Annotated in this window: 12 protein-coding genes; 9 read left to right on the top strand and 3 right to left on the bottom strand. The window is 70.3% G+C overall.

The features are described from left to right. Positions 1 to 19 precede the first annotated feature (19 nt). The gene (locus ACFQY2_RS13715) at positions 20 to 367 is read right to left on the bottom strand and encodes a carboxymuconolactone decarboxylase family protein (protein WP_378746455.1); all 348 of its coding nucleotides are present in this window, start codon (positions 365 to 367) and stop codon (positions 20 to 22) included. 66 nt (positions 368 to 433) lie between these two features. Here ACFQY2_RS13715 and ACFQY2_RS13720 point away from each other — a divergent pair, with 66 nt between their 5' ends. Then, on the top strand, positions 434 to 1,240 hold the full coding sequence (locus tag ACFQY2_RS13720) for a carbon-nitrogen hydrolase family protein (RefSeq protein WP_378746456.1): 807 nt from the start codon (positions 434 to 436) through the stop codon (positions 1,238 to 1,240). A 21-nt stretch (positions 1,241 to 1,261) separates the two neighbouring features. On the opposite strand, the gene ACFQY2_RS13725 is transcribed toward ACFQY2_RS13720, so the two are convergent. Then, positions 1,262 to 2,461, bottom strand: a complete 1,200-nt coding sequence (locus tag ACFQY2_RS13725) for an aminotransferase class I/II-fold pyridoxal phosphate-dependent enzyme (protein WP_378746457.1) — start codon at positions 2,459 to 2,461, stop codon at positions 1,262 to 1,264. A gap of 97 nt (positions 2,462 to 2,558) precedes the next feature. Between ACFQY2_RS13725 and ACFQY2_RS13730 the strand changes: the two genes are divergently transcribed. From ACFQY2_RS13730 to ACFQY2_RS13740, 3 genes are read left to right on the top strand one after another with little or no spacing between them, the layout of a single operon-like run. After that, positions 2,559 to 4,199, top strand: coding sequence for a trypsin-like peptidase domain-containing protein (locus ACFQY2_RS13730; protein WP_378746458.1), 1,641 nt, complete (start codon positions 2,559 to 2,561; stop codon positions 4,197 to 4,199). A 51-nt stretch (positions 4,200 to 4,250) separates the two neighbouring features. After that, on the top strand, positions 4,251 to 5,504 hold the full coding sequence (locus tag ACFQY2_RS13735; RefSeq protein ID WP_378746460.1) for a CDP-glycerol glycerophosphotransferase family protein: 1,254 nt from the start codon (positions 4,251 to 4,253) through the stop codon (positions 5,502 to 5,504). Next, positions 5,501 to 6,937, top strand: a complete 1,437-nt coding sequence (locus tag ACFQY2_RS13740) for a CDP-glycerol glycerophosphotransferase family protein (RefSeq protein WP_378746461.1) — start codon at positions 5,501 to 5,503, stop codon at positions 6,935 to 6,937. The genes ACFQY2_RS13735 and ACFQY2_RS13740 overlap by 4 nt, the downstream gene beginning before the upstream one ends. A gap of 26 nt (positions 6,938 to 6,963) precedes the next feature. Here the strand turns inward: ACFQY2_RS13740 and ACFQY2_RS13745 are convergent, their stop codons facing one another. Then, positions 6,964 to 8,001: a glycosyltransferase family 2 protein gene (locus tag ACFQY2_RS13745; protein WP_378746798.1), complete on the bottom strand. Its 1,038-nt coding sequence runs from the start codon at positions 7,999 to 8,001 to the stop codon at positions 6,964 to 6,966. Positions 8,002 to 8,119: 118 nt separating this feature from the next. Here ACFQY2_RS13745 and ACFQY2_RS13750 point away from each other — a divergent pair, with 118 nt between their 5' ends. The 5 genes from ACFQY2_RS13750 (at position 8,120) to ACFQY2_RS13770 (ending at position 13,311) form a co-directional block, all read left to right on the top strand. Then, the gene (locus ACFQY2_RS13750; RefSeq protein WP_378746462.1) at positions 8,120 to 9,355 is read left to right on the top strand and encodes a CDP-glycerol glycerophosphotransferase family protein; all 1,236 of its coding nucleotides are present in this window, start codon (positions 8,120 to 8,122) and stop codon (positions 9,353 to 9,355) included. Between the two features lie 16 nt (positions 9,356 to 9,371). After that, positions 9,372 to 10,643, top strand: coding sequence for a CDP-glycerol glycerophosphotransferase family protein (locus ACFQY2_RS13755; protein WP_378746463.1), 1,272 nt, complete (start codon positions 9,372 to 9,374; stop codon positions 10,641 to 10,643). Continuing rightward, the gene (locus ACFQY2_RS13760; protein WP_378746464.1) at positions 10,644 to 11,423 is read left to right on the top strand and encodes a biotin--[acetyl-CoA-carboxylase] ligase; all 780 of its coding nucleotides are present in this window, start codon (positions 10,644 to 10,646) and stop codon (positions 11,421 to 11,423) included. Between the two features lie 129 nt (positions 11,424 to 11,552). Then, positions 11,553 to 12,113 (top strand): PH domain-containing protein, encoded by a 561-nt coding sequence (locus tag ACFQY2_RS13765; RefSeq protein ID WP_378746465.1) that lies wholly within the window; start codon positions 11,553 to 11,555, stop codon positions 12,111 to 12,113. Between the two features lie 37 nt (positions 12,114 to 12,150). After that, the gene (locus tag ACFQY2_RS13770; protein WP_378746466.1) at positions 12,151 to 13,311 is read left to right on the top strand and encodes a 5-(carboxyamino)imidazole ribonucleotide synthase; all 1,161 of its coding nucleotides are present in this window, start codon (positions 12,151 to 12,153) and stop codon (positions 13,309 to 13,311) included. Positions 13,312 to 13,376 lie beyond the last annotated feature (65 nt).

The raw sequence follows: 13,376 nt of genomic DNA on the forward strand, positions 1-13,376 counted from the left end.
ATCGGGCCCTCTTCTTATGTCACGCGTGAGCGTGACCGTGCACGGCATCCAGCGCGCTGAGCGCGACCACCGAGTGGGCATACGCACCGCCGGCGCGCATCTCGGCCGCGACCCAGATCGCCTCCATGATCTCCTCGTCCGCGGCGCCCTTTCGCGAGGCCTGCTTGGTGTGACCGTCGATGCAATAGGGGCACTGCGTCACGTGGGCCACCGCGACGGCGATCAGCTGCTTGGTCTTCTCGTCCAGCGCGCCCGCCGCGAACACCTGCTTGCTGAACGCCTCGAAGGCGGCGGACGTGTCCGGCACCAGCTCGCGGCGCCTGCGCGTCAACTCGGGGGTGCGTGTCGGATAGGGAGAATCTGCCATGGTGTTTCCTTCCTCAGTCATCCTCAGGCTATGCCCGCCGTCGTGCCCGGGTGCCAGGATGGGGGCATGGCCGCTTCCGCTCCCCTCGTCGCCGTCTGTCAGTTCGCGCCCTCGGCCTCCCGCGAGTCCAACCGCGCCCGCGTCGCCGAGCTCGTCGCCGAAGCGGCTGCCCGCGGAGCCCGCGTCGTGGTGCTCCCGGAGTACAGCAGCTTCTTCACCGACCCGATGGACGACTCCCTGGCGGGGAACGCCGAGACCCTCGACGGAGATTTCGTGCACTCCCTGCAGCAGCTCGCGCGTGCGCACGGCACGGCGATCGTCGCGGGCCTCGTGGAACGAGCCGATGCGGGGCGGGTGCACAACACCCTCGTCGCGGTGACGGATGCCGGTGTGCAGGCGGTGTATCGCAAGCAGCACCTGTACGACGCGTTCGGGCAGACCGAGTCCGACTGGATCGAGGCGGGGGAGCTCGATCAGAGCGCGGTGCTGGACGTGGACGGCATCCGCTTCGGTCTCATGACCTGCTACGACCTGCGTTTCCCCGAAGTGGCTCGCACGCTCGCGGATGCCGGAGCGGATGCCCTGGTGGTGCCGGCCGAATGGGTGCGCGGCCCCCTCAAGGAGCACCACTGGAACTCGCTCCTCGTCGCCAGGGCGATCGAGAACACCGCGTACGTGATTGCCGCCGATCACCCGGCGCCCGTCGGGGTGGGCCTATCTCAGGTGATCGATCCGCAGGGAGTGGTCGTCGCCGGCGTCAGCGCGGGCGAGGGGATCGCCCTGGCATCCGTCGACGCCGATCTGATCGCCCGAACCCGCGAGATCAACCCCGTGCTGCGACTGCGCCGCTACCGGGTGGTGCCCGCACCCTGAGCCGCACCCGCTCCGCGCGCGTCAGCGCAGAGCGGCCAACCGCCGCGCGGCCTCCTCGAGCACCTCGACGCGCTTGCACGCCGCGAAGCGCACCAGACCCGCGAAGTCGCCGTGATGTTCCGGCGCGACGAATGCCGTGATCGGGATCGCCACCACCCCCGCCCGCGCGGGCAGCGCACGGCAGAACTCCGCCGCATCCGACCCGCCGAGCGCCGTGGCGTCCGCCACCGTGAAGTACCCGCCCTGCGGGGTGTGCACCTCGAAGCCCGCCATGCGCAGCGCATCGCCCAGCAGTCCGTGCTTGCGCTGCAGCATAGAGCGCGCCTGGTCGAAGTACGCATCCGGTAGCCTCAGGCCGACGGCGATCGCGGGCTGGAACGGTGAGCCGTTCACATAGGTCAGGTACTGCTTCACGGTCAGCACGGCCGTGATGAGGGCGGCGGGCCCGTGCACCCAGCCGATCTTCCAGCCTGTCGCCGAGAACGTCTTGCCTCCGGAGGAGATCGTCAGCGTCCTCTCCGCCGCCCCGGGGAGCGTCGCCATCGGAACGTGCGCGGTGTCGAAGGACAAATGCTCGTACACCTCGTCCGTCACGATGACCGCGTCGTGCTTCTCCGCCAGCCGTACGATCTCGGCCTGCACCTCGGAGGCGAAGACGGCGCCGGTCGGGTTGTGCGGATCGTTCACGATGATGACCCGTGTCCGGTCGTTCACGGCGTCCGCCAGCTGTGCGAGGTCGGGCTGGAAGTCCGGCCGACGCAGGGGAACAGTGCGCAGGCGTGCTCCCGCCAGTGCGACCGCGGCAGCGTAGGAGTCGTAATAGGGTTCGAACACGACCACCTCGTCGTCGGGGGAGCCGAGGAGTGCCAGCAGCGTCGCCGTCAGCGCTTCGGTGGCACCGGCCGTGACCAGCACCTCGGTGTCGGGGTCGACGGTCAGGCCGTAGAAGCGCCGCTGGTGCTCGCTGATCGCCAGGCGCAGATCCGGGATGCCGCGACCGGGCGGATACTGGTTCGCGCCCTGCGCGATCGCCTCCCGTGCCGCTTCCAGAACCTCGGCGGGGCCGTCCTCGTCGGGGAACCCCTGCCCGAGGTTGATCGCGTCGAATCTCACCGCCGCGGCCGACATCTCTGCGAAGATGGTGGGCGCGACATCGCCGTGCGGGGAGAGAAGACCTGCGCCGACTGCGGTGCGGCGCCAGGCGCCGGGAATGACATCCATGCAGAACAGGCTAAGACCATAGGGGAAATCCATCCTCGCCATATGAAAAGCACAGACTCACTTGTCAGTCTGATGGTGCGCCTGGAAGGAGCAGATCATGAACGACGACAACACCCACGGTGAGACGCCCGCACCCGAGTCTTCGAGCGCCGGCTCCACGCCGACGACGCCTCAGGCTCCGGCGACCGGTCCCGCAGCGACCGCGCCGCCGCAGGGCGATCCCGGAGTCTCCGGCTCGCACGGCTCGCCGCAGCAGGCGCCGACCTGGCAGCCTCCCTACGCGGCTCCCACCCGGAACCCGTCGGATCAGGCGCAGCCCGCTGAGGCACAGGCCGCACCCCACCAGCAGCCCACAGGGTCGGGCGCCCCCGCGTACTCGCCCACCGCCCCGCACATCACGGGGGCGGCTTTCGGCGGCGCAGCGCAGCCTCGGACGGCACCGGCGGCCCAGACGCTGCCGCTCGACCCCGCACTGCTCGCCGCTCCGACCGATGCTGAGCACACGGGCGCGCAGCCCCCGCGCAAGAGCACCGGCACGCCGGCCAGGGTCGCCGGTCTCCTCCTCGCTGCGGCGCTCGTGGGCGGCGTCGCTGGCTTCGGCGGCAGCGCACTGGGCGGCGCCGTGTTCGACGGGCCCGTCTCGCAGTCGGCAGCCGGTCCGCAGACCGTCACCGTCAACAACCCCGGGTCGGTCAACGAGACCACCGCGATCGCCTCGAAGGTGCTGCCCTCGGTCGTCACGATCGAGGTCGCCGGGAACCAGGGATCGGGCAGCGGCTCGGGCGTGGTGCTCGACAAGGAGGGCCACGTGCTGACCAACACGCACGTCGTGACGCTGGGCGGGGCCGTCGCGGACCCGACGATCCGTGTCACGACCTCCGACGGGCGCATCTACTCCGCGACCGTGGTCGGCACCGACCCCGTATACGACCTCGCCGTCATCAAGCTCAAGGATGCGAAGGATCTGACTCCCATCACGTTCGCCGACTCGTCAGAGCTGAACGTCGGCGACACGGCCGTGGCCGTGGGCGCGCCCCTGGGTCTGTCCAACTCGGTGACGACCGGCATCGTGAGCGCGCTGAACCGCAGCATCCAGGTCGCCTCGTCGGCCCTTCCCGACAACGGTGCCCAGCAGGACCAGCAGCAGGGCGAGGGCGAGGGGAACGGAGAGGGTGGCCCCTTCCAGTTCGACATCCCCGGCATGGGCAGTCAGCAGGCCAAGCAGTCCATCTCGATCGCGGTGATCCAGACCGATGCCGCGATCAACCCCGGAAACTCCGGTGGCGCGCTGGTCGACAGCAAGGGCGGCCTGATCGGCATCAACGTGGCGATCGCGACGGCCGGTCAGTCCTCGTCGTCGTCCGGTGAGCCCGGCTCGATCGGCGTGGGCTTCGCTATCCCCTCCGACATCGCCCAGCGCGTGGCGAAGGAGATCATGGCCGACGGGTCGGCCACGCACGGACTGCTCGGCGCCACGGTGCGCGACGCATCCTCTCTGCAGGACGCGACTGTCGCCGGTGCCGTCATCGACACGCCCACCGCCGGGGGCGGAGCGGACAAGGCCGGTCTGCGGCGCGGCGACATCGTCACCGAGTTCAACGGCGTGCCGATCGCGAGCGCGAACGACCTCACGGCGCAGGTGCGCGCGGCTGCGGCGGGCAGCACGGCGAAGATCGTCTACGTGCGCTCGGGCAAGACGTACACGACGGAGGCGACGCTGGGAACGCTCAAGCTCTGACGGCCCGTCCGCGTTCAGAAGAGGGACGCCGCCCCGCGATAGGCTCGCGGGGTGGCGTCCTTCTCATTCGGAACCGGCAACGCGGCCAAGCTGCTCCGGCTGCCGCTGTATGCCGCAGGACGCATAGGCACGCTCCTCGTGCCGCGGGGGGACACGTGGGTTCTCGGGTGCGGAGCCGGAATCGGCGACGGCGCGCTCGCCATGCAGCGCGAGGCGCAGGCGGCCGGGCACCGGACGATCTGGCTGACGAGGTCGGACAGGGAGGATGCGGAGGCGAAGGCCCTCGGCATCCGGACCCGCCGTCGTGACAGCGTGCGCGGCTGGTGGGCCACGGTCCGCGCCGGCGTGCTGATCGTCACCCACGGACTCGGCGACGTCAACCGCTACGGCAGCACCGACGGATTCGTGGTGCAGCTCTGGCACGGCATCCCGCTCAAGCGGATCGGCCTGGACTCCCCGGTCACCGTGCAGGTTCCGGGGCGTCTTCCGGCGGCGGGGCTGCTGCGGCGTCTGCTGAGATTCGGTTATCGCAGTGCCGCGCAGCGCATCCGGGTGCTGCCCGCCGCCTCGCATCGGTCGCGCGGCCGGCTGGAATCGGCGTTCGGTCTGGGCGAGGACCGCGTGGTGGTCACCGGCGAGCCGCGGGTGGACGTGCTCTCGACCGCCAGTCTCGACGAGCGACGCGCCACGGCATCCGCTCTGCTCACCCGCACTGGGCCGCTGCTGTCCTCGCAGCGCGTGCTGCTGTATGCGCCGACCTGGCGCGACGGGGCGGCCGACCCGGCGATTCCGAGCGCGGAGCAGTGGGTGCGCATCGTGCGGATGCTGGAGCAGCGCGACGCGATCCTGTTCATCCGCTCGCACCCGCTGGGGGAGGGCGCGTACTCGCCCCCGTGGTCGAGCGGTCGGGTGCGGATCCTGAGCTCGGAGCTGCTCGCGGATGTCACTCCCGCACTGGCGCGCGTCGATGTGCTGATCACCGACTACTCGTCGATGGCGTACGACGTGGGACTGCTGGCGACGCCCGTGGTCTACCTCGCGCCCGATGTGGCCGAGTACGCCCGTGAGCGGGGTTTCTACGGCCGCTACGAAGACGTCGCCGGCGACGACTTCGCGCGCGACTGGGACGCGGCGATCGAGCAGGTCGATGCCGTCCTCTCCGATGACGCCGTCCGTGCCGAGCGGGCTGCACGATCGGCCGCGCTGAGCGCGGGAATGCACGCCTTCCGCGACGGGCGCAACGCCCGCCGCGTGTATCAGGCCATCCGTGCGCGGGGAGTCCCCGCGCCGAAAGGAGCACGATGACCACTGCCCGGATCGATGAGCAGGCGCAGGCGCTGATCATCGCGGGAACCGGACCGCGACCGGCATCCGCCGATCTGACCGGCGCGCGTGCGCGCGTGGCCGGGAGGGTCACCGGAGGCGGGAAGACGTGGAAGGCGACGTTCCCGTTGCGCGTGTCCCGCTGGGGCGGGGCAGAGCTGCCGCTGCCTTCCGGCTCCTATGTCCTCGACATCCCGGACGCCGACCTCGCCGCCGTCGACCTGGCCCCGACGCTGGTGCCGATCCTGCGCATCGAAGCGCACGGTGCGGATGTCCGGATCTCCGCGCCGCTCGACCCGATCTACGAGACCGCCGAGGGCCAGCGCACGCTCGAGGAGCGGTACGTCTCACACGTGGGAGGCGGCGAGAACGCGGTGTTCTTCGAGAGCTTCTACGGGCAGACATCGGGATGCAACCCGCGGGCGATCGACCGCGTGCTCGCCGAGCGTGCGCCCGCAGTGACGCGGTACTGGGCGGTGTCCGACCTGTCGGTGGAGGTGCCGGAGGGCGCGATCGCGGTCGTCGAGAGCAGCCCGGAGTGGTGGCGGGCGCGGGCGGAATCGCGGATGCTGATCGTCAACGACTGGCTGCGGCGTCGCTTCGTGCGCAAACCGGGCCAGCATGTGCTGCAGACCTGGCACGGAACGCCGCTGAAGCGCCTGGCGCTGCATCGTCCCGGCTTCGCCCCGAGGCGAATGGCCGCCGTCGTGAAGGAATCACGGCGCTGGGATGCCCTGCTGGCGCAGAACGTGTACGCCGCCCGAGTGCTCAAGAAAGCGTACGCGTTCTTCGGGAAGCCCGTCTGGGTGGATGGCTATCCGCGCAACGACCTGTTCGCGCACGGCGACCCCGCGCTCATCCGGGAGGCGCTCGGTATCGCACCCGACGCGCGGGTGCTGCTGTACGCGCCCACCTGGCGAGACGACCGCTCCGAGATCGTCGACTTCGTCGACCCCGAGGATCTGGCGGCACGCACCGATTCGGTCGTGCTGGTGCGCGGCCACTCCCGCACGCTCAAGCCGGGCCGCGACCACGCGGGCGCGCGCGTCATCGATGTGACCGGCTACCCGGAGACGGCGCGCCTGCTGCTGATCGCGGATGCGCTCATCACCGACTACTCCTCGGTGATGTTCGATTTCAGCGTGACCGGGCGTCCGATGTACTTCCTCGTGCCCGACCTCGAGCATTATCGGGGCGAGTTGCGCGGGTTCTACTTCGACCTGGGCGAGCGCGCGCCCGGCCCTGTGGTGCGCACCCAGGACGAGCTGGTGCGGGTGCTGTCCGATGCGGACGTAGCGGCCGCGTACCGCGATCGCTACGACGCCTGGACGGCGCAGTTCAACAGGCTCGACGACGGCGGCGCAGCCGACCGCGTGGTATCGCGCATTCTCGATCAGGGGTGGCTGACAGCCTGAGGCGTGCTCCGCCCGGACGGCTGGATTCAGGGCAGCGGTGTGTTGCGCGAGCCCAACCGGGACGCGTCGACCGTGTCGCGCGCGCCGTGCAGAACGCCGGCGAGGAACCCGAGGCCCCAGGAGAAATGCATGGTCGGCAGCACGACCAGGGTCCACAGTCGTTCGCGCAGACCGCGCGGAGCGCGCTCGATGCCTGCGCCACCCAGGCCGACCGCGACCACGAGCAGCGCGTAGGCGGCCAGCGGCAGATAGAGGACGCAGGCCAGCAGGGCGCCGATCCCGCGCAGCAGCCCGGTGAGCTGGAGGGCGCCGACGATCACCGCGAGCGCGGTGGCGATCACCAGAGCTGGTGGGGCGAAGAAGCGCAGCCCGTTGCGGCGGCCGTAGCGGCGCACGAGTTCGCCCCGCCAGGCGCCGGTGGCGCGGAACTGTCGTGCCAGGCGCCACCAGCTCTCTCGCGGCCAGTAGGTCACTGACAGGTCCGGATCGAACCAGACCAGGTGTCCGGCCTGACGGATGCGCAGATTCAGCTCCCAGTCCTCGCCGCGGCGGATGGTCTCATCGAACAGGCCGACCTCGTCCAGCACCTCGCGGCGCATGACACCGAGATAGGCGGACTCCGCCTCGCCCTCTCGCGCCCCGCCGTGATAGGCCCCGCCGCCCAGCCCGACGGGGGAGTTGTACAGGCGTGCCACGGCGCGCTGGAACGGCGTGCGCCCCTCGGCGCGCATGACACCGCCGACGTTCGCGGCACCCGTGCGGCGCAACGTCTGCAGGGCCCGTCTGGCGTATCCGGGGGACAGCTCGGAGTGGGCGTCGACGCGGATCACGGTCGCGTGCCTGCTGGCGCGGATCGCGGCATTCAGCCCGACGGGGATGTCCGCCTGCGGATTGTCGACCAGCCGCACACGCTCATCCTCCTCGGCGAGCCGTTGCGCGAGCGCCGTGGTGCCGTCGGTCGAAGGACCCAGCGCCAGGACGAGCTCGGTCGGCCCGTCGACATCCTGATCCAGCACCGATCGCACCGCATGGTCGAGGTAGTCGATCTCGTTCAGCACGGGCATGACGAACGAAACGCCCTCGGGCTCTGTCCGTTCGTCGTCGTGCACCCGTCGATCATGTCATGCGGCGAGTCGAGCCGCGCTCGGGGGGTTCGGAGGTTGCCGGTCTACCGTGTGCCGGATGGGCGCCATCACCGACGTGAAGAAGGCATATCGCCTGCTCACGCGGGTGCGGGCCGCACGCGCGGCGCACCGACGCGTGACCAGGCTGCTCGAGGAGCAGGGTCCTCATCCGCCGCACCGGTACCGCGTGGCCGTGTACTTCGCCGACACCGAAGTGAACATGTACCAGATCAGGCAGTGGTACCGTCTGCTGCAGGCGATCACCGACCGCTTTCCCGTGGTCGTCATCGCGCGCTCGCCACGAGGCGCCGCGGCGCTGCTGGACGACGGCGCTCTGCCCGTGGCCTTCGCTCCGGAGATCGGACAGCTCGAGGCGCTGCTGGACGAACAGGACATCCGCATCGTGCTGTACGTGAATCAGAACACGCGCAACTTCCAGATGTTCCGGTACGCGCGCCGCTGGCACGTGTTCATCAACCACGGCGAGTCCGACAAGGTGTACATGACCAGCAACCAGTACAAGGCGTACGACTGCGCCCTGATCGCCGGTCAGGCCGCGCACGATCGCCTCGCCGACGTTCTCTGGGACTACGACGTCGACCGTCGCACCATCCGGATCGGCCGCCCGCAGGCCGACCACTTCGCCGGTACCATGCCCTACGAGCCGGACGGCCGCGTCGTCGTGCTGTACGCGCCGACATGGGAGGGCGATCGGGCGTCGATGAGCTACGGGTCGGTGCTCAGCCACGGCATCACACTCGTGGAGAAGCTGCTCGCCACGGGACGGCACCGGGTGATCTACCGCCCGCATCCGCGCACCGGCGTGATGGACGGCGCCTACGGCGCGGCCAGCCGACGCATCGTCGCCATGCTCGCGGCCGCGAACGCCGCGGACCCGACCGCCGGGCACGTGCACGATGCCGGTCCGGACATCGGGTGGCAGCTCGTCGCCGCGGATGTGGCCATCCTCGACGTGTCCGCCATGATCTACGATCGGCTGGCCACGGGCCGGCCGCTCATCGTCACCCGGCCGATCGACGACGAGGCCGAGATCGACCGCTCCGGTTACCTCTCCGACTGCGAATGGCTGCACGTCGATGCCGCCGCCGATGTCGTCGCGGAGGTGGACCGGGTGCGTGATGACGGCGCGGCGGTCGCGCGGCTGGCGCGCTGGGCGACGCACTACTTCGGCGATACATCGCCGGGCGCCGCCACTGCCCGGTTCGAGGCGGCGATCCAGACGCTCTCCGACCGCTGGCAGGAGCACCGAGCGCGCGAGGACGCGCAGCACTGAGCGGTATTCTGGAACGATGGGCGCGCTCAGGGACGGAAAGAAGGCGTATCGGCTTCTGCGCAAGGCGCTCGCATCGCGCGGCGCCGTGCAGCGTGTGCGCCACATGCTCAAGACGCAGGGACCGCATCCGGAGAATCACTACAAGATCGCGGTGTACTTCGCCGACGGCGCGGTGAACATGTACCAGATGCGTCAGTGGTATCGGCCGTTGGAGCAGCTGGCGACGCGGTGGCCGGTGGTGGTCCTGTCGCGCAGTGCGGCAGGAGCGGAGAAGCTGCTGCAGGAGGACGCACCGCCGGTGGCGTTCGTGCCGACGGTTCGCAACCTGGAGAAGTTCCTGGCCCGGCAGGACATCCGCGTCGTGCTGTACGTGAACCAGAACACCCGCAACTTCCAGATGTTCCGCTACGGGCGCCGCTGGCACGTGTTCATCAACCACGGCGAGTCCGACAAGATGTACATGACCACCAACCAGTACAAGGCGTACGACTACGCCTTCATCGCCGGCCAGGCCGCTCGCGACCGCCTCAGCCGCACGCTCTGGGACTACGACATCGACCGCCGCGCCATCGAGATCGGTCGGCCGCAGGCCGACCACTACTCCGGCATGCTGCCCTACACCCCCGACGACCGCATGGTGGTGCTGTACGCGCCGACGTGGGAGGGAGACCGGCCCTCTGCGCACTACGGCTCCATCGCGTCGCACGGCGAGGAGCTGATGCGGGCGCTCCTGGCCAGCCCACGTCACCGCGTGATCTACCGACCGCATCCGCGCAGCGGCGTGGTGGACGAGAAGTACGCCGCCGCGCACCGCCGCATCCTGACGGCGATCTCCGAGTCCAACGCCGCCGACCCGGGTGCGCACCACGTGTACGACGACGGCCCGGAGCTGGGCTGGCAGCTCGCCGCCGCCGATGTGGCGATCGTCGACATCTCGGCCATGGTCTACGACCGTCTGGCGGCCGGCAAGCCGCTGCTGATCACGCGTCCGGTCGACGAGCGAGCATCCATCGACACGACCGGCTACCTGTCGGACTGCGAGTGGCTGAGTGCGACGGGTGCCCGTGACATCATCGCCGAAGCCGACCGGGTCAGCGCCGACGAGGAGGCCGTGGCGAGACTGCGCACCTGGGTCCGGCACTACTTCGGCGACACCACCCCGGGAGCCGCGACGGCGAAGTTCCACGCTGCGATCGAGCAGCTCATGCAGAAGTGGGACGAGTGGCACGCGAACGACGCCACGGTGACCCCGCCGGACGATGACGACGACGAAGACGACGAGGACTGAATGCAGCTGACGCGCGCGGCATCCGTCGCATCGGCGCTGGTCGTACTGCCGGAATGCGCATCGACCAACGCCGAGCTGCGTGAGCGCGCCGTGGATGGCGCGGCCTGGCCGCATCTGTCGGCACTTCTCACCGACACGCAGACCGCCGGACGCGGACGGCTCGATCGCACCTGGACCACGCCGCCGCATGCCGCGCTCGCCGTGTCGGTGCTGCTGCGCGATCTTCCGACCGACACCGGTGCGTGGGGTTGGATACCGCTGGCGGCGGGCGTGGCGATGACGGATGCCATCGCAGCCCAACTTCCCGGGCACGTCGTGGGGCTGAAATGGCCCAATGACGTGCTCGTCGACGGACGCAAGATCTGCGGCATCCTCGCCGAGGTGGCGGGCGGTGCTGTGATCGTGGGAACCGGCGTGAACACCGCGATGACGGTCGAGCAGCTGCCGGTGCCCTCGGCGACGTCGTTCGCCGCCCTGGGTGTCGATGCGGACCCCGATCGCCTTCTCGCCGACTACCTCATCGGACTCGGCGCCGCCATCGCCGGACTGACCCGGGCGGGGGACGCCCGCGCCTCCGGCCTGCACGCCGAGACCACGGCGCGCTGTCTCACCCTCGGACAGCCCGTGAACGTCTCGATGCCCGACGGGAGCACGCTGAACGGGAGAGCCACGCGACTCGCGGCCGACGGGCGGCTGGTCATCGACGACGGATCGGCGGAGCGCGAAGTGCTCTCGGGCGACGTCGTGCACGTGCGGCTCGCCGACCCTCCCGGTCGCTGAGCAGCCTCCGGTCCCTGAGTCTGTCGAAGAGCCCTGTGCCTGTCGAAGAGCCCTGTGCCTGTCGAAGGGCCGTGATCCGGGCCCGGCGCGGCATCCCGCGTTGTCAGCTGCCGCAGGCACAATGGAGGGGTGACCCAGCCCGTGACGCTCGGAGGACGGCCGATGATGCCGCCACCCGGCGTGCCCGCCGAAGAGCTGGTGGTGGCGCGGTTCCGCGGCCACGCGCGACGCCTGTTCTGGTCGGCGCTGGTGCTGATCGCGGCGTGCGGCGCCGGAGCGTTCTTCGCCGGCAACGTTCCTCCCGGTCTCGAGAGCTGGATGGTGCTGGCCGGGGCGGCCGGTGCGATCCTTCTGCTCGCCGTCGTGCCGTTCCTGCGATGGCTGTCCACCTCGTACACGATCACCACCCGCCGGGTGATCGTGCAGGACGGGATCGGCGCGCGGAACCGCCGGGAGCTCTCCCACGCGCGCGGATACTCGATCGCCGTCCGGCGAGGTCCCCTCCAGCGACTGTGGGGCGCGGGAACCATCACGCTGAACAACGGCGTCGACTCCCCGCTGAGGCTGGTGAACGTGCCCAGCGTGAACCTCGTGCACGAAGTGCTCGCGGATCAGATCGAGGTCAACCAGATCCTCGCGCACCGCGATGCTCAGGCCGGCTCCCTCCCCGGCCCCCTGTCCGGAAGCTGAGCGACCCGTCGCGCAGTGGCGGGTCGCGCACCTGCGGATGCGCGAGAATGGTCCTCGACGAGAGGAGTCCCGGATGACGGTGCGCGTGGGAGTGATCGGTGGAGGCCAGCTGGCGAGGATGATGATCGCGCCTGCGGTGGAGCTCGGGATCGACCTGCGCGTCCTCGCCGAGGACGAGGGCATGTCCGCGCAGCTCGCGGCGACCGCCGTCGGCGACTACCGTGACCTCGAGACCGTGCGGGCCTTCGTGGACGACGTCGACGTCGTCACCTTCGATCATGAGCACGTGCCGCAGGATGTGCTCCGGGCGCTGGTCGCCGATGGCGTGCGGGTGCATCCGGGACCGGATGCTCTGCAGTTCGCGCAGGACAAGCTGGTCATGCGCGCGCGCCTCGCCGAACTCGGCGTGCCCCAGCCTGACTGGGCGGCCGTGCACGACGCGGACGAACTGCAGCGCTTCATCGACGACCACGGCGGGGGAGCAGTGGTGAAGACCCCGCGTGGCGGGTATGACGGCAAGGGGGTGCGCGTCGTGCGCGTCGGCGCCGATGCGGCGGACTGGTTCGCCGGACTGTCCGACGGCGATGCGCTGCTCGCCGAGGAACTGGTGCCGTTCACGCGCGAACTGGCCCAGCAGGTCGCGCGACGGCCCAGCGGGGAGATCGTGAGCTACCCGGTCGTGGAGACCGTGCAGCGCGACGGCGTGTGCGCGGAGGTCATCGCGCCCGCCCCGGGAGCCAGTGCGCGTCTCGTCGAGATGGCCGAGCAGATCGGCCGCGCCATCGCCGACGGAGTCGGGGTCACCGGGATGCTGGCGGTCGAGCTGTTCGAGACCGATGACGAGCGGATCCTTGTCAACGAGCTGGCCATGCGTCCGCACAACAGCGGTCACTGGAGCCAGGACGGGTCCGTCACCGGGCAGTTCGAGCAGCACCTGCGGGCGGTCGCCGACCTTCCTCTGGGACGCACGCAGCCGCGCACACCCTGGACGGTGATGGTGAACATCCTCGGCGGGCCTGCGGAGGGTGCGCTCGAGGATCGCTTCGCGCAGGCGATGACCGAGCACCCCGAGGCGAAGATCCACACCTACGGCAAGTCGCCGCGCCCCGGCCGCAAGGTCGGCCACGTGAACGTCACAGGGGATGATCTCGACGACGTCGTGTATGTCGCCCGGGCCGCGGCGGCGGCCTTCCTCTGAGCCGCGCACGCTCTGGGCCGCGCACGCGCTGAACCGCGCACGCGTGCCGTTGCGCGGATCTCACA

Source organism: Microbacterium sp. GCM10027623 (assembly GCF_042666935.1).
Lineage (GTDB): Bacteria > Actinomycetota > Actinomycetes > Actinomycetales > Microbacteriaceae > Microbacterium.

What these genes read in the sequence shown, in the direction of transcription:
- ACFQY2_RS13720 (WP_378746456.1), top strand. Translation starts at nt 434, where the DNA reads ATGGCCGCTTCCGCTCCCCTCGTCGCCGTCTGTCAGTTCGCGCCCTCG.
- ACFQY2_RS13755 (WP_378746463.1), top strand. Translation starts at nt 9,372, where the DNA reads ATGGGCGCGCTCAGGGACGGAAAGAAGGCGTATCGGCTTCTGCGCAAG.
- ACFQY2_RS13750 (WP_378746462.1), top strand. Translation starts at nt 8,120, where the DNA reads ATGGGCGCCATCACCGACGTGAAGAAGGCATATCGCCTGCTCACGCGG.
- ACFQY2_RS13770 (WP_378746466.1), top strand. Translation starts at nt 12,151, where the DNA reads ATGCGCGAGAATGGTCCTCGACGAGAGGAGTCCCGGATGACGGTGCGC.
- ACFQY2_RS13745 (WP_378746798.1), bottom strand. Translation starts at nt 8,001, where the DNA reads ATGCCCGTGCTGAACGAGATCGACTACCTCGACCATGCGGTGCGATCG.
- ACFQY2_RS13760 (WP_378746464.1), top strand. Translation starts at nt 10,644, where the DNA reads ATGCAGCTGACGCGCGCGGCATCCGTCGCATCGGCGCTGGTCGTACTG.
- ACFQY2_RS13730 (WP_378746458.1), top strand. Translation starts at nt 2,559, where the DNA reads ATGAACGACGACAACACCCACGGTGAGACGCCCGCACCCGAGTCTTCG.
- ACFQY2_RS13740 (WP_378746461.1), top strand. Translation starts at nt 5,501, where the DNA reads ATGACCACTGCCCGGATCGATGAGCAGGCGCAGGCGCTGATCATCGCG.
- ACFQY2_RS13715 (WP_378746455.1), bottom strand. Translation starts at nt 367, where the DNA reads ATGGCAGATTCTCCCTATCCGACACGCACCCCCGAGTTGACGCGCAGG.
- ACFQY2_RS13725 (WP_378746457.1), bottom strand. Translation starts at nt 2,461, where the DNA reads ATGGATGTCATTCCCGGCGCCTGGCGCCGCACCGCAGTCGGCGCAGGT.